The sequence below is a fragment of the Aeromonas sp. FDAARGOS 1415 genome (assembly GCF_019048365.1).
Lineage (GTDB): Bacteria > Pseudomonadota > Gammaproteobacteria > Enterobacterales > Aeromonadaceae > Aeromonas > Aeromonas taiwanensis.
Map to the genome: position 1 here is coordinate 3,571,780 of NZ_CP077363.1, position 24,156 is coordinate 3,595,935.

Below are 24,156 nucleotides of genomic sequence, written 5' to 3' on the forward strand. Positions count from 1 at the left end.
ATACTGAACCGCATTAATTTTTCATGACACATATTTTTATCGCTGGTAACGACGCAGCCAGGCGAAGGGCAACGCCAGCAGAGTCAGCCAGAACAGGCTGCCACCGCCACCACCGTCACCATCCTGACCGGTCTGGTTGTTGAGCGGGGCATTGCTGACCACATAGCTGGCCGGTGTATTGCCCTGGTAGTCCGCGACAGCGGGCTTCAGCTTGACGGCCACCACGGTGGCATTGCTGCGGTTGTTCAGTTCGCTCTCGCTGTTGTAGCGATAGGCAGTTGCCGCGATAGTGCCATCGCTGCTGATGCCGCTGGCATAGGCGATGTGGTAGTAGTAGCCATTCTGGGCGCACTGCTTGTTACCAGCGTCATCCGTACCACAGATCAAATCGTTGAGGTACCAGCTGTTGGCCGGGGCGGCCGCGTTGAGCAGGAAGGCCTCCTGCATGCGGTTGGTGCCATTGACCACAGGCTGGGTCTGGTGGCGGGAGTCACGCCAGCCAACCACCATGTTGTGGTCGTTGATGGCCGCCGCCTCGGAACCGGAACCGGAGAGCGGCTTGTCCTGCAGGGGCACCACGGCCGAGGTAGTCGGGGTGTTCAGGTTGAAGAGGAACATCTCCACCGGGCGGTTCTGGCCCTTGTTGAGGCGATAGCGCTGGTTGCCGATGACATAGCCATTGTCGTTGACGGCCACCGCCCAGCTGTGTTGCAGCTTGGCGTCGTCCTTGCCTGGCTCCCCTTCCGGCAGCGGAATGATCTTGGTAGCCCCTACGGTGCCGGCACTCAGATCCAGAGTCCAGTAGCTGGCAATGTTGCGGCCATCCAGATCCCCAGACCCTACTTCGCCGCTAGAGCTGTAACCCACACCGTACAGGGTGCCGTTGTACTCGGCAGCGCCGAGCGCGGAGGCCGTCTGCAACACCTCATCACGCTGATGGGCATAGTCGCCGGCCTGGATCAGCGTGTTAAGCGCGCCAGAGCTATTGAGCAACCAGAAGCTGGCCTGGGTATCGACCCCGGGGCAGTAACGGGAATCACCGTACTCGCTGTCGTTCCCCTCGAAACACCACTTGTAGAAGTCGCCGCCTACCTTGTGGCGATATTTGTCGCTTGCGGCAGCCCCGGTCACCAGATACTGACCGTTGTCCAGCTTCTTGATGGCGGTCGGCACGCTCAGGCCATGGGTGCTGGCCGCATCTTTCAGCTCGACCGCATTGCCATCATCGACCACGGCAAAGGCGGTGCGCAGCTTGCCATCCACCTTGTAACCCACCCGATCCGCCGGTGTATCACCCAGCGCGGTCACCAGGCCGTCGGTCTCGCCCAGCTGCACGTAACCTACGTTGCCGCGCTGATCGACGTTATCGAGGAAATCGCGGCGCCACTGATAGGCAAAACCCGGGTTGTCGTTCCAGAAGGATTTGCAGACCGAGCTGGAGAGCATGCAGCCCTGCTCGAAACGGAAACGATCGACCAGGAAGTCGGCAAACCGCACGGTCGAGAAGTACTCGGCCATGTTGTTCTTGGTGTTGATCCCGACGAGGCCGCTGCCGTCAGCGCTGATCGCGCTGGCATAGCCTTTGACTTCGTCGTCAACGATGGTGAAAAAGGAGCTCTGTGCCGCCTGCGCATTGAGGCTGGCGCCGACCAGGATGGCCAGCATGGATAATTGCTTTTTCATCTACTTCCTTAGTCTTGATGTTTCAACGCTTCCAACTCCTCCCAACGGGAGAAGGCGTGTTCCAATGCGGCCTCTGCCGCATTCAATGCATCCAGTTTGGACTGGGTCTGCTCCGCCGGCAGGGAGAAGAAACCGGGATGGTTGATCTCCCCCTGGAGGGCATCGAGTTCCGCTTCCAGCTGCTCCAGTCGTGCAGGCAGATTATCCAGTTCCAGTTGCAACTTGTAAGAGAGCTTTCGTGTTTTTTTCACCGGCTCCGCCGCCTGCACGACAGGCTCTGCCACCTTGGCCGGTGCCGCCTTGGCTGCCAGCAAGGAAGCCTGCTGGGCGCGGGTGGCCATCATGTCGGCATAACCCCCGACATAATCGCTGATCCGCCCATTCCCTTCAAACAGCCAGCAACCGGTCACGGTATTGTCGATGAAACGGCGATCGTGGCTGACCAGCAGCAGGGTACCCGGATAGTCGGTTAGCAGCTCCTCCAGCAGTTCCAGCGTTTCGACATCCAGGTCGTTGGTTGGTTCATCCAGAATCAACAAGTTACTGGGTTTGAGGAAGAGTTTGGCCAAGAGTAGACGGTTTTTCTCGCCCCCTGACAAGGCCTTGACCGGGGTACGCGCCCGCTTGGGCTCGAACAAGAAGTCTTGAAGGTAACCGAGGATGTGGCGGGAGCGGCCGCGCACCATCACCTCCTGCTTGCCCTCCCCCACGTTGTCCACCACCGTCTTCTCGGGATCGAGCTGCTCGCGGTACTGATCGAAGTAGGCCACCTCCAGGTTGGTACCCTGACGCACCGAGCCGCGGCTCGCCTCGAGCTGGCCGAGCAGCAGCTTGATCAGGGTCGACTTGCCGCACCCGTTTGGGCCGACTAGGGCAATCTTGTCCCCGCGCAGCACCTGCAAGTCCAGCCCCTGGAACAGGGTGCGATCCCCGAAGTCCAGGCCCACCCCCTCGGTCTCGAACACCAGCTTGCCGGAGCGGCTTGCCTCGTCCAGCTGCAGCTTGGCCTTGCCCTGCAGCTCCCGACGCTGGGTACGCTCCATCCGCATCGCCTTGAGGGCGCGCACCCGCCCTTCGTTACGGGTACGTCGGGCCTTGATCCCCTGGCGCACCCACACCTCTTCCTGGGCCAGCTTGCGGTCGAACTCGGCGTTTTTCAGCTCCTCGACCCGCAGCCACTCCTCCTTGCCTTGCAGGTACTCGTCGTAGTTACCGGGCCAGGAGGTGATCACGCCGCGATCGAGATCGATGATCCGGGTCGCCAGCTTGTGGATGAACTCCCGGTCGTGGGAGATGAAGACGATGGCGCCACGGAAATCTTTCAGGAACTCTTCCAGCCAGTTGATGGCGTCGATGTCCAGGTGGTTGGTCGGCTCGTCCAGCAGCAGCAGATCCGGGTCGCACGCCAGGGCGCGGGCCAGGGCCACCTTGCGCAGCCAGCCGCCGGAGAGGCTGTCGAGGGTCACGTCGGGGTCGAGATCGAGCAGGGTCAGCACCTGGTTGATGCGGGTCTCATACTGCCAGCCATTCTGGTAGTCGAGCTGCTCCTGCAACTGGCTCATCTTGCGAATGTTGGCATCGGAGGGGTCGGTCGCCAGCGCCATGGAGACGTGGTGATACTGTTTGAGCAGCTCCCCCACCCCGGCCAGCCCTTCGGCGGCATAGTCGAACACGGTGAGTTCGCTCGAGGCAGGGGGATCCTGCTCGAGACGGGTCACTTTCAAGTCCTGCTGCAGCACCAGACGGCCGTCGTCCAGCGGCAGTTCGCCGGCGATCACCTTCATCAGGGTGGACTTGCCCGCCCCGTTGCGCCCCACCAGACAGAGGCGCTCGCCCCGCTCTATGGTGAGTTCGGCCTGGTCGAGCAGCGGGAAGTCACTGAACGACAGGGAGGCGCCGTGCAATGTCAAAAGAGCCATGTTTGTTCCTTGTTGCTTATGAAAAAACGGGCGGCAGACTGGATCTCCCCCCGTTTCATCGTCAAATCGGTATCACCCCTGGCCGCGCAGCCAGGTCCTGAGCTCAGCCAGGGTAAAGGGCCAGCCCAGCTCACGCCCGGCGTCATCGCAGAGCACCGGGATCCGCACCCGGTAGGCCGCGAGCCAGGCATCATCCTCCAGGATGTCGCAGCGGCGGGTCTCCCCGGCCAGCCCGGCCTGTTCCACCAGCGCCCAGGCCTGCTCGCACAGGTGGCAGCCGTCGGTGTGAAACAGGGTCAGCATCAGCCTTGCGCCTCGGCGTGGGTGATGATCCAGCAGTTGTGGATGTGCTGGTTGCGCTCGAAATCCTTCGGCCGGGTCTTGCCGGTGATGTTCTGTGCCTTGAGGCCGATGGCCTCGAGACCGGCCAGATCCATCTTGAAGTGGCGCTTGTTGTTGGAGAACACCAGGGTGCCACCTGCAGCCAGCAGGCGCTTGAGGTGCTGCATCAGCAGCAGGTGATCCCGCTGCACGTCGAAGCTCTCGTCCATCCGCTTGGAGTTGGAGAAGGTGGGCGGATCGATGAAGATGAGGTCGTACTGCTCGTCCGCCTCGGAAAGCCACTTCAGGCAGTCGGCCTGCACGAACTTGTGCTCACGGCCCACCAGCGAGTTCAAACGCATGTTGTCCTGCGCCCAGGTCAGGTAGGTGCGCGACATGTCCACCGTGGTGGTTTCGCTGGCACCGCCAAGCCCCGCGTGCACGGTGGCACTGCCGGTGTAGGCAAAGAGGTTCAGGAAGCGCTTGCCACGGGCCATCTCCCCCAGCATGCGACGGGTCTGACGGTGGTCGAGGAAGAGACCGGTGTCCAGGTAGTCGTAGAGGTTGACCCACAGACGGGCGCCGTACTCCTGCACTTCCATCCGGTGCTGCTCTTCGGAGAGCTTCTGATATTGCTGCTTGCCTTCCTGACGCTCGCGCACCTTCAGGATCACCTTCTCGCCATCCATGCCGGTCACCTTGATGGCGGCCTGGACCATGTCGAGCAGGCGCTGACGGGTCTTCTGGGCGGGGATATCCTTGGGCGCCGCGTACTCCTGCACCACCAGATAGTCCTGATAGCGGTCGATGGCGGCGTTGTATTCCGGCAGATCCGCGTCATAGAGACGGTAGCAGTCGAGATTCTCTTTCTTCGCCCACTTCTCGAGGGCCTTCAGATTCTTGCGCAGCCGATTGGCAAAATCCTGGGCCACCTCTTTCTGGGAGGCGACGGAGTCCAGCGCGATCTGGTAGTTGCGCAGCTGGCATTCCAGTGCCCCGTTGAACAGACGGTACTGTTTGTCGGCGCGCAGGCGCAGGCAGCTCAAGAGCTCCGGCGAGGCGGAGAGGATGGTGACCTTCCACCCCTGGAAGCTGCGACGCAGAGCGTCGCCCAGAGCCTGGTGCACTTCCAGCAGGGCCGGAAACTCGCCGAGACGCTCGCCATAGGGCGGGTTGGAAATGAGCATGCCCACCTGACGGGTCTCCCCTTCCGCGGCCATGGGCAGCGGGTTTTCCAGGGCGGTCGCATCGGCCTGCTTGAAGGTGATGAGGTGAGCTACGCCGGCCGCTTTCGCGTTGTCGCGCGCCTTCATCAGCACGCGGGCGTCCGCATCGCAGCCGAACAGCTTCACTTCACAGCGCTGCATGCCGCGCTTGGCGCGCACTTGCGCCTCCATCATCAGGCTCTGCCACAGTTCGCTGTCGTGCTGCAGCCAGCGATCGAAACCGAAGCGCTCCCGGCGCAGGGCCGGCGCCATGTCGGCGGCGATGAAAGCCGCTTCGATCAGCAGGGTACCGGAGCCGCACATGGGGTCCATCATAGGCTCGCCGGCCCAGCCGCTACGGGCAATCATGGCCGCGGCCAGGTTCTCCTTGAGGGGAGCCTCACCGGTGCCCTGACGGTAGAAGCGCTGGTGCAGCGCGGGGCCTGACAGGTCCAGCGTGATGTTGGCCTTGCCCTTGCCCAGATGCGCCATGATGCGAATGTCCGGGGATCTCTTGTCCACGTCCGGGCGCACATGTCCGCGTTTGGTGAAGCGATCGACGATGGCATCCTTGATCTTGAGCGCCCCGTACTGGGTATTGCGAATGGAAGCGTTGGTACCGGTAAAGTCCACGGCTATGGTGGCGGTGCCGGAGAAGTGCTCCTCCCAGGGAATGGTGTGGGCCCCCAGATAGAGGTCCAGATCGTCGTTCATCTGGAATTCGGAGAGCACCAGCACGATGCGGGAGGCAAAACGGCTCCACAGACAGGCCTTGTAGCCGACGGCCAGCTCGCCCTTGAAGTGGACGCCAGCCACGGTCTCACGGACCTGCTCCGCGCCCAGGTTGGTCAGCTCGACGGCCAGCAGGTTTTCCAGCCCCTTGGGGCAGGTTGCAAAAAATTCTTTCATCACGCTCACGGGGATGCCATAAAAATAGTGCCGCATTATACCTTATCGGCCCGCACTCGGCACCCGAACCTTGGGCATCACACGAATATTCACGGGAAGGACACGGCAAACTCTCCCCTCCCCCTTGCGGGCGGCAGGATCCGGCAAGAGGATCCCTCCCCTAACTGGCATCTGTCTACCATGGCATTCGTAAAGAATTTGAAAATCTTGTCCGGGCCGGACAGAAAACGGTCATGACGACCTGACGAAGGAGAAAGGAGAAATAATTGAACAAGACAGCGGAGCAGCGCTCAAATATCAGACCAATATAACTGGCCTATTCGTCGTCATATAACGAGCCCGGCGTCAGCCGACTTCCCGGAATTGTGTCTGTGCCCGCACTCTGGCTTGCATCCGGTTATTCATCACCTTGATCACGGCGAACCGTGGCAGGATCTTGCTGGTGGTCAGCACCAGTTCATCGGTCAGGTTCAGGCAGACGCTGGCCTGATCCCCGGCTTCGATGATCATGAATTCTCCCCGACCATGGGGCGTATCCATCCACACCAAGGATCCCATTTCCGGCATAAAGTGGGTCGACTGCTCATGAAAGAACCAACTCTGCGGCATCAGGGGTTTATAAAAGCGGCTGACGGCGATGGCATTAAGCACCAGCTGAACCTGATGGGGCGTGCTCCAGTCGAGTTCGGATGCCTTGTCCATCAGCTGATAATAGAGGGCCGCATCATCCACGCAAAAAGGCTGGGTGGTGAAGGAACAGGGAACAAGCTGTCGACCTTTATATTCGGTGGCAAATATCATGCGATCGGATAAATCCAGCATCAGACGATCATCCTGAGCGTCATAATGCCACTGCCAATTGTCATTGGGTTGGATACACATGGAGATGCCCTTATCTAAGCGGTTACTCGACTTTATTCCATGTCGAGAAATTGAGCAACTTTAAATAAGGGCAGTCGATTACTTTTTAAATATGGGTAACGATTTCTTTCACCAGACTCGGGCCCTTATAAATAAAGCCACTGTAAATCTGGACAAGACTGGCACCCGCCGCCAGTTTCTCCCGAGCGGCCATGGCGCTGTCGATACCGCCCACCCCGATGATGGGCAGCGCGCCATCGAGTGCCTTGGCCAGCTGGCGGATCACCTCGGTGCTCTTGTGCTGTAGAGGACGACCGCTCAGACCACCCGCTTCCCCGGCATGGGGCATGTCGTAAATCATGTCGCGCTCGAGGGTGGTATTGGTGGCGATGACTCCATCGATGCCATTCTTGACCAGGGATGTCGCGACCTGGTTAATTTCATCCTGGGAGAGATCCGGGGCAATTTTAACGGCGAGCGGCACATACTTCTTATATTTTGCTGCCAACTCCTGTTGGCGCTGCTTCAGTGCGGCCAGCAATTCGTCCAGTGCGTCACCGTATTGCAATTGACGCAGCCCAGGGGTGTTGGGCGAGGAAATATTGACGGCAATATAACCGGCGTGCTCATACACCTTGTCCATGCAGATCAGATAATCGTCCTTGCCCTGTTCGATGGGGGTATCCTTGTTCTTGCCGATATTGATGCCGATGACCCCCTGATATTTGGCCTCCTTGACCCTGGCCACCAGATGATCGACCCCCTTATTGTTGAACCCCATCCGGTTGATGATCCCCTCGGCCGGAATAACCCGGAACAGCCGCGGCTTGTCATTGCCACTCTGGGGCTTGGGGGTCACGGTACCGACTTCAATAAAGCCAAACCCCATGGCCCCGAAGGCATCGATACACTCCCCGTCTTTATCCAATCCTGCGGCCAGCCCCACCGGATTGGCAAAATTAAGCCCCATGACGGTGACGGGGCGTTTTGGCAGGGTGTTGCGGAAGAAACAATCAAGCGGGGTACCGAGAAGGCGGGGCAAATATTTGATGGAGAGATCGTGAGCCTGTTCCGGATTGAGTTTGAACAGGAAATGCCTGGCGAGTGGGTACAGCATGCTTGCTCCTTAAAAAAAGCCCCGGCAACTGGCCGGGGCTTTTGGGGTTATGCCGAGGTTCGGCAATTCAACTGGAGCAGGTTCAACTCTCGCAAGGCCACCGAGAACTTGGCGAACTCGTGGGTGCTGGTAGTCTTGAAGTCGGCCAACATGTGGGTCCAACGGGACAAGAGCTGCTCATGCTCCGAAATCCAGTCGGCCAGTATGGTAGCGCATTCTCCCTGCTCTTTGCACCCTTCCAGTACCACGGAAGTGAGGCTGCGTTGTTGCCAGTCCAGATCCTCGCGGAAGGAGGAGCGCGCCATCGCCTGCCAGTGGTTGCCCACAGGCTGATGGTTGATCTGCTCGAGGAACCAGTGCAGATCCAGCTTGGCACCGAGACGGTAGTAGACGTTGGCGGCGCGCAGGATGTCAGTCTTGTGCTCCGCGGCGATCTGAGCCAGATCCAGGCAGGAGAAGAGGCTGCTCATGTGGGCCACCTGACGGGCGATATGCTCGGGAACCGCTCTGGCCACCAGGGCGGCGACCGCCTGCTGGTGCTCGGCCACTTCGCTCTCGTCCATCACCTCGTAGAGATGCTCGGCCAGGGTCTCGAAGGCCGGGCGGAAGAAGGCGATGTTCTCGCCGATGCTCCAGCTGCGGTTGCGAGCGCGCAGGAACCAGCGGGTGGCGCGGCGCACGATGCGGCGGCTGTAGAACATCAGCTCGAGCTGGGTGTTGGCATCCACCTGATTGTCACACCCTTCAATGTCACGCCACAGGGTATTGAGGCCGAACACTTCCCGGGCCATGGCGAAGCAGCAGGCCACTTCCGCCACCGAGGCACCGGTCTCGTCCTTCATCCGGCTGGCGAAGTTGAGCCCCATGTCGTTGACCAGCATGTTGGCCACCCGGGTCGCGATGATCTCGCCGCACAGCGGATGCTGGGCAAGGGCCGCGCCGAACTGCTGCTGCAGCTGGGCCGGGAAGCTGGTCACCAGCATGTTGGCGAGGAAGGGCTCGTCGGTCACTTCCGGGCAGTTGAGCTGCTCTTTGAGCACCATCTTGCCGTAGGCCACCAGCACCGCCAGCTCGGGTCGGGTCAGCCCCTGCCCTGCCGCCATCCGCTCGGAGAGCTCCTCGTCGGAGGGGAGGAACTCGAGACCGCGGTCCAGCTTGCCTTCCCGCTCCAGCCCCTGGATGAAGCGCTGCTGCTCCTTGAGCTGCTCGTCGCCACGGAACGCCGTGACCGAGATGGACTGGGACTGGCGATAGGCGTTGGTGATGACCACCTGCGCCACCGCATCCGTCATCTCGTAGAGCATCTGGTTGCGCTGCTTGAGGGTCAGATCCCCGGCGGCCACCAGCTGGTTCAGCAGGATCTTGATGTTCACCTCGTTGTCGGAGCAGTCCACGCCGCCCACGTTGTCGGTGAAGTCGGTGTTGATGCGACCGCCCTGGCTCGCATACTCCACCCGGCCGAGCTGGGTGAAGCCCAGGTTGCCACCCTCGCCCACGATGCGGGCACGCAGGTCACGACCGTTGACCCGCAGCACGTCGTTGCTGCGATCCCCGACGTCGGCGTCGCTCTCGCGGGCACTCTTCACATAGGTGCCGATGCCGCCGTTCCAGAGCAAGTCCACGTTCAGGCAGAGCAGGGCCTTGATCAGCTCGTTCGGTGCCATGCTGGCCTTGTCGGTGCCGAGCAGGGTCTGCATCTCGGGGCTCAGCTTGATGGACTTGGCCGAGCGCAGGAAGATGCCGCCCCCCTTGGAGATGAGCTCGCGGTTGTAGTCATCCCAGCTGGAGCCCGGCAGTTCGAACAGGCGCTGGCGTTCGACGAAGCTCCTGGCCGCATTCGGGGTCGGGTCGACGAAGATGTGCATGTGGTTGAAGGCGCCCACCAGCTGGATGTGCTCGGAGAGCAGCATGCCGTTGCCGAACACGTCGCCGGCCATGTCGCCTATGCCCACGCAGGTGAAGTCCGTGGTCTGACAGTTGACGCCGATCTCGCGGAAGTGGCGCTTGACCGACTCCCAGGCGCCGCGGGCGGTGATGCCCATCTTCTTGTGGTCATAGCCGACCGAGCCGCCGGAGGCAAAGGCATCGCCGAGCCAGTGGCCATATTCCAGGCTGATTTCGTTGGCAATGTCGGAGAAGGTCGCGGTGCCCTTGTCGGCCGCCACCACCAGGTAGTAGTCATCCTCGTCGTGGCGTACCACGGATTTCGGCGGGATCACCTCACCCTTGATGATGTTGTCGGTGACGTCCAGTAGACCGCGGATGAACAGGCGGTAGCAGGCCTTGCCCTCTTCCTGGATGACGGCACGGGACGCACCCGCCGGCATCTGCTTGCAGTAGAAGCCGCCCTTGGCGCCGACCGGCACGATGACGGTGTTCTTCACCTGCTGCGCCTTCACCAGACCCAGCACCTCGGTGCGGAAGTCTTCCTTGCGATCGGACCAGCGCAGGCCGCCACGGGCCACCTTGCCCCAGCGCAGATGCACCCCTTCCACCCGCGGGGAGTAGACGAAGATCTCGAACTTCGGCAGCGGCAGCGGCATGTCGGTGATGCTGGAGGGGGCCAGCTTGAAGGAGATGTAGGGCTTGATGTTGCCCGCACCGTCCGGCTGGTAGTAGTTGGTGCGCAGGGTCGCGTCGATCATCTCCACGTAGCGGCGGATGATGCGATCGTCGTCCAGGTTGGCGACCTGATCGAGCTTGGCGGCGAGCTGCTCGTGCAGCTTGGCCTGTACCTTGGCGTCCTGCTTGCCGGCCGGATCCAGGCGTTGCTCGAACAGGGTGAACAGCAGCTGGGCGATATTGGGATAACGGGTCAGGGTCTCCTCGATATAGGACTGGCTGAAGGAGACGCCGGTCTGGCGCATGTATTTGGCATAGGCGCGCAGCACAGAGACCTGGCGGCCGCTGAGGCCGGCCCCCAGCACCAGGCGGTTGAAGCCGTCATCTTCCAGGGTCTTGTTCCAGATGGCGGCGAAGGCCTCCTGGAAGCGCTGCTGGCTCTGCTCCAGATCGAACGGCTGTTCGCCGCGCAGCAGCATGGAGAAGTCGAGGATCCAGAATACCTCGCCGGTCGGGGTGCGCACCTGATAGGGAGTCTCGCCGATGACGCGCAGCCCCATGTTTTCCAGCATGGGCAGGACGTCGGAGAGGTGGATGGGCTCGGTGCGGTGGAACAGCTTGAGGCGCACCCGGCGATCGTTCTCCTCCTCCTGGGCGCGGTAGAACAGCATGCCCAGGGGCTCGGCTTCACTCAGGCCATCGAGGGCCATGATGTCTGCCACGGCGGAACCCGGCAGCACGTCTTCCTTGTAGGCACGGGGGAAGGCTGTGCTGAAGCGACGGCGCAGTTCGTTGCCGCGGGCCTCGCCATAATGGGAGAGCAGCACGGAATCCAGACGGTCATCCCAGCTGCGGGCCGCTTCGATCAGGTTGTTCTGTACTTCGTTCACATCCACATCCACGTTGTTGTTGTTGACCCGCACTATGTAGTGGGTCCGTGCCAGCACGCCCTCGGTGAAGTAGACGTTGAACTCCACCTCTTCGCTGCTGCCGAAATACTTTTGCAGGATCTGCTGGGTCTTGATGCGCAGCGCCGTGTTGTAGCGCTCCTTGGTGACATAGACCATGCAGGAGAAGAAGCGGCCGTAAACGTCGCGGCGCACGAACAGACGCAGCATGTCGCGCTCCTGCATCTCCAGCACGCCGAGGCCGGTGGCCAGCAGCTCCTCTTCACGGGCCTGGATCAGCTCGTCGCGCGGGTAGGTTTCCAGCACGTTCAGCAGCGCCTTGTAGGCGTGAGAGCCCTTCTCATGACCGGAGGCGGCCATGATGCGCTCGAGGCGGTGGCTGATGAGGGGGATCTGGGTCGCGCTGGTGTTGTAGATGGAGGAGGCATACAGACCGATGAAGCGATCTTCCCCCACCACCTTGCCGTGCTCGTCGAAGCGCTTGATGCCGATGTAATCCACATAGGCCGGGCGGTGCACCCGGGACTTGCTGTTGGACTTGGTGAGGATCAGCAGGTCGGAACTCAGGGCGGCGTGGCGGGCGCTGGCCGGCATGGTGCCCAGGCGCTGCCCCTCGTCCTTCATGGAGTTCTTCATCAGACCCAGGCTGGAGTCCGGCTGGGGCAGGATCTCGTGATCCCCCTCCACCGCCTTGACGTCATAGCGGCGATATCCCATCAGGGTGAAGTTGTGAGCGGCGACCCATTTCAGGAAGGCGACGCAGGAGTCCACCTCGGCCTTGCTGACCGGGTGCTTGCGTTTGGGCAGCTCGTCGATGATCTCGTTCAGGCGCGCCAGCATGGGCTGCCAGTCCCCCACCGCCAGGGCCACTTCCCGCGCCACCGAGTTCAGCTCGGCGGTCAGGGCCTCCATCTCCTCTTCAGTGGTCAGGTGGTCGATCTCGATGAGGAAGGCGGTCTCTACCGAGGTCTGGGACGCCGTGTTGTCCAGATCCAGGATGGCGCTGATCTTGCCCCCTTCGCTGCGGATCAGGTGCAGCGGCTGGTGCAGCATCATGTGCGCCGTGATGCCACGACGCTTGAGCGCCATGCGGATGGAGTCCACCAGGAAGGGGGAATCCTGCAGGATGATCTCGACGATGGTATGGGGAGATTGCCAGCCGTGACGGGTCAGCTCTGGGTTGTAGACCCGGATGTAGGGGTCGGTGTCGGTACGCTGATTGAGGGCATTCCACAGGCTGAGCGCCGCCCCGTAGAGATCGCTGTCATTGCGATCGTGCAGGTCGGTGCTGGCCATGTTGCCGTAGAACTTGGCGACGAAGCATTCGACCAGGGAGGCACTGTTTCTGGGCAATTTCTGATGGATCAGGCTGAGAACGTTTTCGAGCAGAACTGAGGTAGGGGCGTCTTTCAATGCCATTGCTAGTTTCCTTATCGGACGACATCACAGACACGGCGACATCCACCCTGGATGCCCACCGGTACAGAGTTGCAGCGAGTGTAATGTCTTGGATCAAGGAAGGCGAGCAAAGGTGATAACGGGATGTTAAAAACAAGGGGCAGATCACGGCTTGGGTTGTGATAAATTTTGCCAAGTTGGCAAAAATCAGAAAATCACACTGGATGATGCGAGATTTGCCGGATAGATAGTGACTTTAAGCAGATAATTACCCGGAAAAATGTTCAAGTTTTGTTAATTTATGCGTTCCAGGGAAATGAAGCGATGATCGTCCTGGGTTGTCAGCCGAAAGTAGCCATAAACCCCGTCCTGTGACACGAAGCCACGGAACTTCTCCAGCCCCAGCTCCAGGGTCAGCCCCTGCTCGGTGCGCACCACCAGCCGCCTGACATGCCCCTGATACATCAGCATGATCTCGTCCCGGCCGAGGGCCAGCCGAAATGTGTATTGCCTCATTGCTCCTCCACTCTCTGTATTCCATGTAAAAACGGGCAGGAGAGCCTGACTCCCCTGCCCGCCATCAGGACGCTTACTGGGCCAGCGCCTTGCTCACCTTCTCGAACAGATCCCGTGCCAGGCCGTCCAGGTTCGCCAGGCGGGTCAGCTCGGCGCGGACAAGCGCCTTGCGCCCCTCATCGAGCCGCTTGAACTGGATGAGCGGGGTGATGAGGCGGGACGCCACCTGGGGATTGACCTCGTTGAGCTCGATCAGAAGATCGGTCAGGAAGCGGTAGCCGCTGCCATCCACGGCGTGGAACTGCACCTGGTTGCTCATGGCGAAACTGCCCACCAGCGCCCGCAGCCGGTTCGGGTTGCGGATGCTGAAGGTCGGGTGGGCCATCGCCTGCTTCACCTCGCCGAGCACGTCGGCGGCGGGTTTGCTGCCCACCAGACGCAGCCAGTTGTCCAGCACCAGACCATCGTGCGCCCACTTGCCCTCGAAGTCGGCAAGGAGCTCGGCACGGCACGCCAGCAGGTGGCCGTTGGCGACCTGCAAGGCGGCCAGGGTGTCGGTCATGTTGTCGGCACGGCTGTACTGCTCCCGCACCAGGGCGTCGGCCTGCATCGGATCCAGGGCCGCCAGGTAGCCGAGTACCACCCCCTTGAGGGCGCGCTTGGCCATGTCCTCATGCACCACCCGGTATGCCGGCAGGCGCAGGCTCTCGTAACAGGTCAGCAGCGCAGCGCCGAAGCCTTCGGCCAGCGCACGCTGGATCTCGCCGCGCACCCGATGGATGGCGTCAATGTCGGCCACGTCGAACAGCTCGGCCAGGGTTGCCTCTCCCGGCAGCGCCAGGATCTCCGCCTTGAGGGCGGGATCCAGGGCCCCGTCCGCCAGAATGCCCTCAAAAGCCGCCAGCAAGGTTTGGGAGAGCGCGACCTCCTGCCCCTGCTGCACCCGGGCAACACCGTCGATCACCGCCTTGTTGATCAGCATCTGGGCGGCATCCCAGCGGGCAAACTCGTTGCGCGCAAAGCGCATCAGGAAGGCGAGCGCCTCGTCGCTGTAGTCAAAATGCAGCTTCACCGGCGCGGAGAAGTCCCGCAGCAGGGAGGGCACCGGCTTGACCGGCACTTGATCGAATTCGAACGTCTGCTGTGCTTCCAGCACGTTGAGGACGTTGCCGATGGCCTTGCCCTCGTACTGCAGGGCGATGACGGCACCTTGCTCATCATAGAGCTCGATGTCGAAGGGAATGTGCAGCGGCAGCTTTTGCGGCTGATCCTGGGTCGGCGGGGTGTGCTGGCGCACGTGCAGGCGGTAGACGCCGCTGGCGGCATCATACTCGTCGGTCACGGTGAGCTCGGGGGTGCCGGACTGGCTGTACCAGCGGCGGAAGCGGCCGAGATCCACGCCGGAGGCATCCTCCATCGCCTGCACGAAGTCGTCACAGGTGGCGGCCGAGCCGTCGTGGCGCTCGAAGTAGAGGCGCATGCCCGCCTGGAAGGCGTCTTCGCCCAGCAGGGTGTGCATCATGCGGATCACTTCAGAACCCTTTTCGTAGACGGTCAGGGTGTAGAAGTTGTTCATCTCGATCACCACATCCGGGCGGATGGGGTGCGCCATGGGACCGGCGTCTTCGGCAAACTGCGGGCCTCGCACGGTGCGCACGTTGTTGATGCGGTTGACCCCGCGCGAACCCAGATCGGAGGAGAACTCCTGATCCCGGAACACCGTCAGCCCCTCTTTGAGGCTTAACTGGAACCAGTCACGGCAGGTGACCCGGTTGCCGGTCCAGTTGTGGAAGTATTCGTGACCGATCACCCGCTCGATGCCGTGGTAATCGCCGTCGGTGGCGGTGGCCGGGTTGGCCAGCACGAACTTGGAGTTGAAGATGTTGAGCCCCTTGTTCTCCATGGCGCCCATGTTGAAGAAGTCCACCGCCACGATCATGTAGATGTCGAGGTCGTACTCGAGGCCGAAGCGCTGCTCGTCCCAGCGCATGGAATTGATGAGGCTCTCCATGGCAAAGCCGGCTCTGTCCAGGTTGCCCTTGTCCACGAAGATCTCGAGGGCCACCTGGCGGCCGCTTTTGGTGACGAAGTGGTTGCGCTCCACGTCGAAATCCCCCGCCACCAGGGCGAAGAGATAGCTCGGCTTGGGGAAGGGATCCTGCCACTGCACGAAGTGGCGGCCACCGTCCAGATCACCGCTCGCCACCTTGTTGCCGTTGGAGAGCAGATAGGGGTACCTGGCCTTGTCGGCGCTGATGCGGGTGCTGTAACGGGCCAGGATATCCGGCCTGTCCATGTAATAGGTGATTCGACGAAAGCCCTCCGCCTCACACTGGGTGCAGTAGGCTTCGCCTGACTTGTAGAGCCCTTCCAGCGCCGTGTTGGCGGCTGGGTTGATGTCGGTGACTATGGTCAGCACGCACTCGGCGGGCAGATTGAACAGGGTCAGGCTGCCCTCCCCCTGCTCGTACTGGCTGAAAGGAACGCCATCCAGGCTGATGCTGACGAGGTCAAGCCCCTCGCCGTCCAGTACCAGGGGCTCGTTGTGAGCACCGTTGCGGCGCAGCCGCGAGATGGCAGTGACCCGGGTCAGGGGCTCCTGCAACTGGAAATCGAGGTCGATGCTGTCGCACCAGTAGAAGGGAGCCCGGTAGTCCTGGCGATATTTGGCCGTCATGGCCTGGGAGAGATCGGTCATTATTGTGTGCTTCCACGCTTTGTTATTGACGTGTCAGAGGCTGTCACAAGGCTCGGACAGGGTCAAATAGTTTGCATTCAGGCAAAAGAAAGGGCGACCTGAGTCGCCCTTGTCAATCAGCATGGCATGGCCATGATCAGCTCTTCTTGCTGAGACTGGCCAGATCCGCCGTGATGTTGGCCGCTTCGACCTGATACTCGTCGGGCGCCTCGAAATCGGCGGGCAGTTCATCCAGGCTCTTCACCTCAGGCTTGCCAAGACGGGTCAGACGTTCGTTGGCTCGCGCCAGCGCCTTCTCGTCCTGCTTGGCCTGTTCGGCCAGCCGCTCGGCTTCGTTCAGGGAAACCGACTTCTTGTCCTTCTCCGCCTGATACTCCTTGATGTCCTGCAGCACGTAGGCGAACTCCGGATCCTTGATGATCCGCGCCTCGTGTGCCGACTTCAACCTGGGCAGCATGCCGGAGAAATCACCCAGCTTGTCGTAACTCGCCGAGGCGATCTTGTCCCAGGGCAGGGCGTTGAACTCGCGGCTCTCCCCCGTCTCGTCCGGCGCCACCGCCGTCGGGAAGGCGATGTCAGGCGCCACTCCCTTGTTCTGGGTGCTACCGCCATCGATGCGGTAGAACTTGGCGATGGTGTACTGGACGTGGCCAAGCGGCTGCTCGTAGAAGTCGTACACCTTGGCCAGGCTGCGATGCTGCTGCACCGTGCCCTTGCCGAACGAGTTCTCGCCGAGGATCAGGGCGCGGCCGTAATCCTGCATGGCGGCAGCGAAGATTTCGGAGGCCGACGCGCTGTAGCGGTCGATCATCACCGACATGGGGCCGCCGTAATAGACGTTGCCGTCGTCGTCACCGTTGACGGTGATGCGACCCATGTGATCACGGATCTGCACGACCGGGCCGCTGGCGAAGAAGAGACCGCTCAGGGCGGAGGCTTCCGTCAGGGCACCGCCGCCGTTGCCGCGCAGATCCACGATGAGACCGTCGATCTTCTGCTTGTTGAGGCTGGAGAGCTCCTTGATCACGTCGTCGTGCAGGTTGACGTAGAAGCTCGGGATCTCGAGCACGCCGATCTTCTTGCCTTCGGCGGTGATCACCTTGGACTTGGCGGCCCTGTCTTCCAGGCGCACCTTGTCACGGGTCAGCTCCACCAGCTCGGTCTTGGCGCTGGCGCCCTTGCCGCGCTGGATCTCCAGCTTCACCTTGCTGCCTTTCGGGCCCTTGATGAGCTCGACCACATCGTCCAGACGCCAGCCGATCACGTCGACGATCTTGCCGTCGTCCTGCCCCACCCCGGTGATCTTGTCATCGGGCTTCAAGTGGTTGGACTTGGCGGCCGGACCGCCGGGCACCAGGGAGCGGATGACGGTGAAGTCATCCTCCGCCTGCAGCACGGCACCAATCCCTTCCAGCGAGAGGTTCATCTCGGTGTTGAAGCGATCGGCGCTGCGCGGCGAGAGATAGCTGGTGTGCGGCTCGATGGCACGGGCGAAGGAGTTCATGAAGAGCTGGAACACGTCCTCGCTCTCGGTCTGGGACATCCGCTTGATGGCGTTGTTATAACGCTTGCCAAGCAGCTCCTTGATCTCGGGCCACTCCTTGCCGCTGAGTTTGAGGCTCAGGGCATCGAACTTGACCCGCTGACGCCACAGCTCGTTGAGCTCGGCTTCATCCTTGGGCCAGGGAGCCCCTTCCCGATCGAAGACGTAATTGTCTTTCTGGGTAAAGTCGAAGGGGGTGTCGAGCAGCTTGAGGGCGTATTCGAACCGCTCGTAACGTCGCTGCTGACTCAGGTTGAACATCTCGTAGGCCGGAGCCAGCCGCCCTCGTTCGAGGTCGGTGTCAAAACCGGTACGGTACTTTTCAAAACGGCTGATGTCAGAGGCCAGAAACAGGTTGCGGCTGTAGTCCAGATTCTCCAGATACTTGTCAAAGACCACGGAGGAAAAGGCATCGTCCAGCTTGAACTGTTTGTAGTGGGAGCGGGTAAACAGGTTGGCAATTCGCTTGCTGGCCGTAGCATGTTGGCTCTCCTGAGCCAACACAGGCAAATCACTCTCCTTGAGCACCGGCTCGATGGCCTGCGCGAGCCCGGCGAGCGCCAGGCCACAGGCTACGAGGGAAAAACGAATTACGCCATGCTTCAACATGCGTCTCCTTAGAGAACCAGATGCTCGAACTTGACCCGCAACATCATGCCGGTCTGCAATTGAACCTGTACGTCATCCTTGGTCACTTCCTTGATGGTCGCGGGCACCGGGGACTTGCCCAGCACGACGCGCACGCCCTGATCCACTTTCAGGGTAGCGGCATCCACCTTGACCAGCGGGGCTTCATCAGCCACCGGAGCGGCCTTGGGAGCGGCTTTCGGCTTGTCGGCACGCGGAGCGTCAGCCTTGCGCGGCGCGTTGCGGCGCGGCTGCTTGGGCTTGTCTTCCTTCTCCTTGGTGTTGGTGCGACGGCTGGCGAAGACGCGCTCCTTGCTCTCCTTGAGCGCCTGCTTGGCGTGTTCGATGTGCTCTTCGGTCAGCAGTTCACCCGGGTTGCCGTCCAGATCGACACGGGCCTGGCCAGCCTTGAGGCCATGCAGGTAACGCCAGCTGGAGGTGTATTGACGCAGAGCAGAGCGCAGCATGGTCTTGGAGACTCTCTCGTCGTCGGCAAGACGCGCAGCCAGATCCTGGAAGATGCCAATCTTGAGTGGCTTGGCCTCTCCTTCAGCGATGAAGCAGGCCGGGAATTTCTCGACCAGGTAGGCGACGATCTCTTTACTGTTCTTCAGCTTTTCAGTGTTTTCCATGTATAACCTTGGCTTTCATATAGACGCACGGGCATGCCCGAACACAACAAAGGCCCCATTATAGAGAGCTTGGGACCTTTTGCGAACCATCTAGCAATGACTTAGAGCATGCTTTCCAAAATTTGCACCGTTTCTTCAAGGCCGATCCGGTCTTGTTCATCGAAGCGGCTAAAAATCGGGCTATCGATATCCAGTACCCCGATGATCTGGCCGGCACGGCGCAGCGGGATCACGATTTCCGAGTTGCTGGCACCGTCACAGGCGATGTGCCCCGCGAACTGGTGCACGTCGTCCACCAGCTGGGTCTTGCCCTCGGCGACCGCCGTGCCGCACACCCCGCGCCCGACCGGGATCCGCACGCAGGCGGGCTTGCCCTGGAAGGGCCCCAGCACCAGGGTCTCTCCCTGCAACAGGTAAAAGCCGACCCAGTTGATGTCGGTCAGCTCCTGATTGAGCAGCGCAGAGAGGTTCGCCAGGGTGGCGATCATGTCGGGCTCTCCCTCGAGCAATGCCTGGGCCTGCTGGTTGAGGGTGCGATAAAATGCTTGTTTTTCAATCATGATTAAATGAACTTCACTCCTTGATAATGGATGCAAGGTACCGTCCTGCCCGAAAAATTCAAATCAATTTTCACTTTCCCCCCCTTCCCGGTTCATGACCGGCCGCCCGTTCAGCGGGAAACGCTTAGCGCCAACTGCTGGCGCTGACCACTGTTCCACTCCAGATTGAGCAGCCAGGTCATGGTCGCCGAGGTGCAGGCGCCCACCTGTGCCCTGGCCTGCCAGCCGCCGCTGCCTGCCTCAAACTGCACGGGGATCCGGCCCATGAACATCTCCTTTCCCTCCAGCCAGGCCGCCTTCGGCGCGATGGCCTGCGCGCTACTACCCTGAAGACGCAAGACAAAGTCATGTTCAGGGCGGATCGGCAGGCCGTCGATGCTGACCGTCAGGGTCGCATCGCCCACTCGCAGCGGACAGGGGCTGTGGGACAGATCACAAATCTGATCATTTGTGCCCCTCGAATTCTCGCTTTGGGGGCCCGAAAACCAGGTCCGATAGGCCATCAGGGAGAGCAAAATGGCAAGCACCATGGTCAAGTGCGCGATTTTGCGTGAAGTGAGTCTCTCTTTCATGAAAAAACAACCCTGTAAGGTACTTTAAAAATGTGATTTTCGTGATCTGGCGCATGGCAAAAACTGGCAGGCACGAGACCCGCTGGAGCCAAATATATCACTGTTTGTACTGTTATTTTACCGACCAGTTCAGTATCATTCTCAATGAATTTTCATTTATCCACCTTTTGCTTTTCCTTTTATTAACAGATGTTAACGAAAGGATTTTGCAAAAACGGGGTGAAAATGGCCCTGAACATCTGGGCAAAAACAAACAACAGCATCGGAAGCGGAATACAACGATGAGCCATACAACAAACCACCCTGAGTACAACTACACCGTTGTGCGCCAGTTCACCGTCATGACGATTGTCTGGGGAATTGTCGGTATGTCGGTTGGTGTACTGATCGCAGCCCAGTTGATCTGGCCTGCTCTCAACTTCGATACCCCCTGGCTGACCTACAGCCGTCTGCGCCCCCTGCACACCAACGCGGTCATCTTCGCATTTGGTTGCAGCGCCCTGATGGCCACCTCCTTCTACGTGGTACAACGCACCTGTCAGACCCGGCTGTTTGGTGGCCCCCTCGCCTCCTTCGTGTTCTGGGGCTGGCAGGCGATCATCCTCTCTGCCGCCATCTCGCTGCCCCTGGGATACACCACCTCCAAGGAGTACGCCGAGCTGGAATGGCCGATTGACATCGCCATCGCCGTGGTCTGGGTCAGCTATGCCATCGTCTTCTTCGGCACCCTGGTCAAGCGCACCACCTCCCACATCTATGTGGCGAACTGGTTCTTCGGTGCCTTCATCATCACGGTCGCCGTGCTGCACATCGTCAACAACATGGAAGTGCCGCTCTCCGGCATGAAGTCCTACTCCATGTACTCCGGTGCCATGGATGCCATGGTGCAGTGGTGGTATGGCCACAACGCGGTGGGCTTCCTGCTGACGGCGGGCTTCCTCGGCATGATGTACTACTTCGTGCCCAAGCAGGCCGGACGTCCGGTCTACTCCTACCGTCTCTCCATCGTGCACTTCTGGGCGCTGATCTCCCTCTATATCTGGGCCGGTCCGCACCACCTGCACTACACCGCCCTGCCTGACTGGGCACAGTCCCTCGGGATGGTGATGTCCCTCATCCTGTTCGTCCCCTCCTGGGGCGGCATGATCAACGGCATCATGACCCTGTCAGGCGCCTGGCACAAGCTGCGCTATGACCCCATCCTGCGCTTCCTGATCGTCTCCCTCTCCTTCTACGGCATGTCCACCTTCGAAGGCCCCATGATGGCGATCAAGACGGTCAACGCCCTCTCCCACTACACCGACTGGACCATTGGTCACGTCCACTCCGGTGCCCTGGGCTGGGTTGCCATGGTTTCCATCGGCGCCGTGTATCACCTGATCCCGAACCTGTTCGGCCAGGGCCGCATGTACAGCATCAAGCTCATCAACGTCCACTTCTGGCTGGCCACCGTGGGCACCGTGCTCTACATCGTCGCCATGTGGATTTCCGGTGTGATGCAGGGTCTGATGTGGCGTGCGGTCAACGACGACGGCACCCTGACCTACAGCTTCGTGGAGGCGCTGCAGGCGTCCTATCCCTTCTACTTCGTGCGCTTCCTGGGTGGCTGCTTCTTCGTCACCGGCATGCTGCTGATGGCCTACAACGCCTATCGCACCGTCACTGCGCCCAAGGGTTCCCTGGAACCCGTCGCACAGCCAGCCTGATTTGAAGGGGTCTAACGCATGAGCAACAACAACCGTCACGAAATTTTTGAAAAGAGCGTTCCCATGCTGGTGGTCGGCATCATCTTTGCCATCAGCCTCGGGGGCCTGGTCGAGATCACCCCGCTGTTCTTCCAGAAGCAGACCACGGAGCCGGTGGAGGGCCTCAAGCCCTACACCGCCCTGCAGATGGAAGGCCGCGACATCTTCATCCGCGAAGGGTGCAACGTCTGTCACAGCCAGATGATCCGCCCGTTCCGCGCCGAAACCGAGCGCTACGGCCACTACTCGGTCGCCGGCGAGAGCGTGTGGGAGCACCCCTTCCTGTGGGGCTCCAAGCGTACCGGTCCGGATCTGGCCCGCGTCGGCGGCCGCTACTCCGATGACTGGCACCGCGCCCACCTCATCAACCCGCGCGACGTGGTGCCCGAGTCCAACATGCCCGCCTTCCCCTGGCTCGAGACCAACGTGCTGAGCGGCGAGCTGACCGGCAAGAAGCTGGCCCTGTTCCGGGATCACTTCGGCGTGCCCTACACCGACGCCGACATTCAGGGAGCCGGCGAGGCAGTCAAGGGCAAGACGGAACTGGATGCCCTGGTGGCCTATCTGCAATCCCTGGGTCATGCCCTGAAATAAGGAGTCGGAATATGGATTACGGCACCTTCCGCGGTCTGTACACCCTGCTGCTGATGCTCATCATGATCGGCATCATCGTCTGGGCTTACAGCAAGCGCCGCAAGGCCTCCTTCGACGAGGCCGCCAACCTGGTTTTTGCCGATGACGAGCAACCCAGTGCTGATAACAAGAACGCAGGAGCGAAGCAATAATGAGCACTCTGTTTAGCATTTTTGTGACCGTCATAAGCCTTGGCACCATTCTCGGCTGCTTCCTGCTGCTGGCCTGGTGCATGAAGGACAAGATGGGCGCCGAAGAGGGCAAGCCCATGGGCCACACCTTCGACGGCATCGAGGAGATCAATAACCCGTTGCCGAAGTGGTGGTCCTACATGTTCCTCTTCTTCATTGTCACCGGGCTCATCTACCTGCTCGCCTTCCCGGGCCTTGGCAACTTCAAGGGTCTGCTGGGCTGGCAGAGCTCCAACCAGGACGTTCGCTCCCTGGCGGAATCCAAGGCCGCGGCAGCATCTGCCAAGGCGGAAGGCCGCGCGGTCGAGTACGATCGTGAACTCGCCAAGGCCGATGAGGTCTACGGTGCCAAGTTCCGCGAGCTGACCTATCAGGCGGACGGCAAGAGCTACAAGGAGATCACCGAAATCGCCAAGGATCCGGAAGCCCTGAAGGTGGGTCAGCGTCTGTTCCTGCAAAACTGCTCCCAGTGCCACGGCTCCGATGCCCGCGGTGGTCGCGGCTTCCCCAACCTGACCGACAGCGAATGGCAATGGGGTGGTCAACCCGACCAGATCAAGACCACCATCATGGGTGGGCGTCAGGGGGTCATGGCCGCCTGGGGCGAGATCCTGGGTCAGGACGGGGTGAAGGAGGTGGCCTCCTACGTGCTGAGCCTCTCCGGCCGCAAGGTTGACCTGGTTGAGGCCAAGAAGGGTGAAGCCCGCTTCGCGGTCTGCGCCGCCTGCCACGGCCCGGATGCCAAGGGCGGCATCGCCGTCGGTGCGCCGGATCTCACCAACAGCACCTGGCTGTATGGCGGTTCCCGTCAGGTGGTCGAGCAGACCATCACCCACGGACGTCACGGCGTGATGCCGGCCTGGAAGGATATCCTGGGAGAAGACAAGGTCCACCTGTTGGCATCCTATGTCTATAGCTTGTCCCACCAGGCGCAGTAAAATAAGCAGTAACATGTGATAAGCACGTGATTACTCAGCAAAAAGCCTCGACTCTTCGAGGCTTTTTGTTATCTTGTGTTGGCTGAATTACCGCCATTTCGTTAACCATTTGTTTCGGTAGCACCATGACTCAACCCTGGTATCGCCAATTCTGGCCCTGGTTCATCATCGCCCTCCCCTGCGCCGCCGTGGTAGGCAGCATTGCCACCGCCATCATCGCCAGCCAGGACGGTGTCAATCTGGTGGCGGAAGACTATTACAAGCAAGGCAAGGAGATTAACCAGGATCTCAGCAAGTTCGATCGCGCCGAGGCCCTCGGCATCCGTATCGAGCTGACGGTCAACGACAAGGAGCTGACCCTCAGGCCCCTGTCGGGGGAGATCCCCCCCGGGCAGGCGCTGCGCCTCTCCCTGTTTCACCCGACCCTGGCGGGCCTGGACAGCGAGCATCTGCTGACGGCAGATGGCAAGGGCGTCTACCGCCTGTTGCTGGACAAACCCGTCACCGGCAAGTGGCATATCCGGGTCGATGCCTTCAATCATGAATGGCGCCTGCAAGAGACGGCTCAGCTGCCGACCCGGGCCCCCGTCGAACTCGATCCCAGGGGACGTTGAGCCA

Annotated in this window: 18 protein-coding genes; 5 read left to right on the top strand and 13 right to left on the bottom strand. The window is 60.9% G+C overall.

Going from position 1 to position 24,156, the window contains the following annotated elements; translation table 11 throughout:
* Nucleotides 1-36: 36 nt before the first annotated feature.
* The 13 genes from I6L45_RS16715 to I6L45_RS16775 form a co-directional block, all read right to left on the bottom strand.
* Nucleotides 37-1,683, bottom strand: a complete 1,647-nt coding sequence (locus I6L45_RS16715; protein WP_216982682.1) for a DUF3466 family protein — start codon at nucleotides 1,681-1,683, stop codon at nucleotides 37-39.
* An 8-nt stretch (nucleotides 1,684-1,691) separates the two neighbouring features.
* A complete protein-coding gene (locus I6L45_RS16720; RefSeq protein ID WP_216982683.1) occupies nucleotides 1,692-3,602 on the bottom strand; it encodes an ABC transporter ATP-binding protein in 1,911 nt (636 codons plus the stop codon).
* A gap of 72 nt (nucleotides 3,603-3,674) precedes the next feature.
* Nucleotides 3,675-3,905 carry a glutaredoxin family protein gene (locus I6L45_RS16725; protein ID WP_134694376.1) on the bottom strand — a complete coding sequence of 77 codons (231 nt, stop codon included), beginning with the start codon at nucleotides 3,903-3,905 and terminating at the stop codon, nucleotides 3,675-3,677.
* Entirely contained in the window at nucleotides 3,905-6,073 is a 2,169-nt protein-coding gene (gene rlmKL, locus I6L45_RS16730; protein WP_216982684.1) for a bifunctional 23S rRNA (guanine(2069)-N(7))-methyltransferase RlmK/23S rRNA (guanine(2445)-N(2))-methyltransferase RlmL, read from the bottom strand. Before rlmKL ends, I6L45_RS16725 begins: the two co-directional genes overlap by 1 nt.
* A gap of 309 nt (nucleotides 6,074-6,382) precedes the next feature.
* Nucleotides 6,383-6,919, bottom strand: a complete 537-nt coding sequence (locus I6L45_RS16735) for a cell division protein ZapC (protein ID WP_134694380.1) — start codon at nucleotides 6,917-6,919, stop codon at nucleotides 6,383-6,385.
* 85 nt (nucleotides 6,920-7,004) lie between these two features.
* Nucleotides 7,005-8,015, bottom strand: a complete 1,011-nt coding sequence (gene pyrD, locus I6L45_RS16740; RefSeq protein ID WP_216982685.1) for a quinone-dependent dihydroorotate dehydrogenase — start codon at nucleotides 8,013-8,015, stop codon at nucleotides 7,005-7,007.
* A gap of 47 nt (nucleotides 8,016-8,062) precedes the next feature.
* Nucleotides 8,063-12,904 (bottom strand): NAD-glutamate dehydrogenase, encoded by a 4,842-nt coding sequence (locus I6L45_RS16745; RefSeq protein WP_216982686.1) that lies wholly within the window; start codon nucleotides 12,902-12,904, stop codon nucleotides 8,063-8,065.
* 273 nt (nucleotides 12,905-13,177) lie between these two features.
* Complete coding sequence (locus I6L45_RS16750; RefSeq protein ID WP_216982687.1) at nucleotides 13,178-13,399, bottom strand: DUF2835 family protein; 222 nt, start codon at nucleotides 13,397-13,399, stop codon at nucleotides 13,178-13,180.
* Nucleotides 13,400-13,472: 73 nt separating this feature from the next.
* Complete coding sequence (gene pepN / locus I6L45_RS16755; RefSeq protein ID WP_216982688.1) at nucleotides 13,473-16,097, bottom strand: aminopeptidase N; 2,625 nt, start codon at nucleotides 16,095-16,097, stop codon at nucleotides 13,473-13,475.
* Between the two features lie 136 nt (nucleotides 16,098-16,233).
* Nucleotides 16,234-18,249, bottom strand: a complete 2,016-nt coding sequence (gene prc / locus I6L45_RS16760; protein ID WP_216982689.1) for a carboxy terminal-processing peptidase — start codon at nucleotides 18,247-18,249, stop codon at nucleotides 16,234-16,236.
* Nucleotides 18,250-18,257: 8 nt separating this feature from the next.
* On the bottom strand, nucleotides 18,258-18,899 hold the full coding sequence (gene proQ, locus I6L45_RS16765) for an RNA chaperone ProQ (protein ID WP_216982690.1): 642 nt from the start codon (nucleotides 18,897-18,899) through the stop codon (nucleotides 18,258-18,260).
* 101 nt (nucleotides 18,900-19,000) lie between these two features.
* A complete protein-coding gene (locus I6L45_RS16770; RefSeq protein ID WP_043760439.1) occupies nucleotides 19,001-19,459 on the bottom strand; it encodes a GAF domain-containing protein in 459 nt (152 codons plus the stop codon).
* Between the two features lie 110 nt (nucleotides 19,460-19,569).
* Nucleotides 19,570-20,031, bottom strand: a complete 462-nt coding sequence (locus I6L45_RS16775; protein WP_216982691.1) for a hypothetical protein — start codon at nucleotides 20,029-20,031, stop codon at nucleotides 19,570-19,572.
* Nucleotides 20,032-20,312: 281 nt separating this feature from the next.
* Here I6L45_RS16775 and ccoN point away from each other — a divergent pair, with 281 nt between their 5' ends.
* From ccoN to I6L45_RS16800, 5 genes are all read left to right on the top strand, one after another.
* On the top strand, nucleotides 20,313-21,737 hold the full coding sequence (gene ccoN / locus I6L45_RS16780) for a cytochrome-c oxidase, cbb3-type subunit I (RefSeq protein WP_043760435.1): 1,425 nt from the start codon (nucleotides 20,313-20,315) through the stop codon (nucleotides 21,735-21,737).
* Between the two features lie 18 nt (nucleotides 21,738-21,755).
* Entirely contained in the window at nucleotides 21,756-22,370 is a 615-nt protein-coding gene (gene ccoO, locus I6L45_RS16785) for a cytochrome-c oxidase, cbb3-type subunit II (RefSeq protein WP_043760434.1), read from the top strand.
* Between the two features lie 11 nt (nucleotides 22,371-22,381).
* A complete protein-coding gene (locus tag I6L45_RS16790; RefSeq protein WP_043760432.1) occupies nucleotides 22,382-22,561 on the top strand; it encodes a CcoQ/FixQ family Cbb3-type cytochrome c oxidase assembly chaperone in 180 nt (59 codons plus the stop codon).
* A complete protein-coding gene (gene ccoP, locus I6L45_RS16795; RefSeq protein ID WP_043760429.1) occupies nucleotides 22,561-23,538 on the top strand; it encodes a cytochrome-c oxidase, cbb3-type subunit III in 978 nt (325 codons plus the stop codon). The genes I6L45_RS16790 and ccoP overlap by 1 nt, the downstream gene beginning before the upstream one ends.
* A 125-nt stretch (nucleotides 23,539-23,663) precedes the next feature.
* A complete protein-coding gene (locus tag I6L45_RS16800) occupies nucleotides 23,664-24,152 on the top strand; it encodes a FixH family protein (protein WP_216982692.1) in 489 nt (162 codons plus the stop codon).
* Nucleotides 24,153-24,156 lie beyond the last annotated feature (4 nt).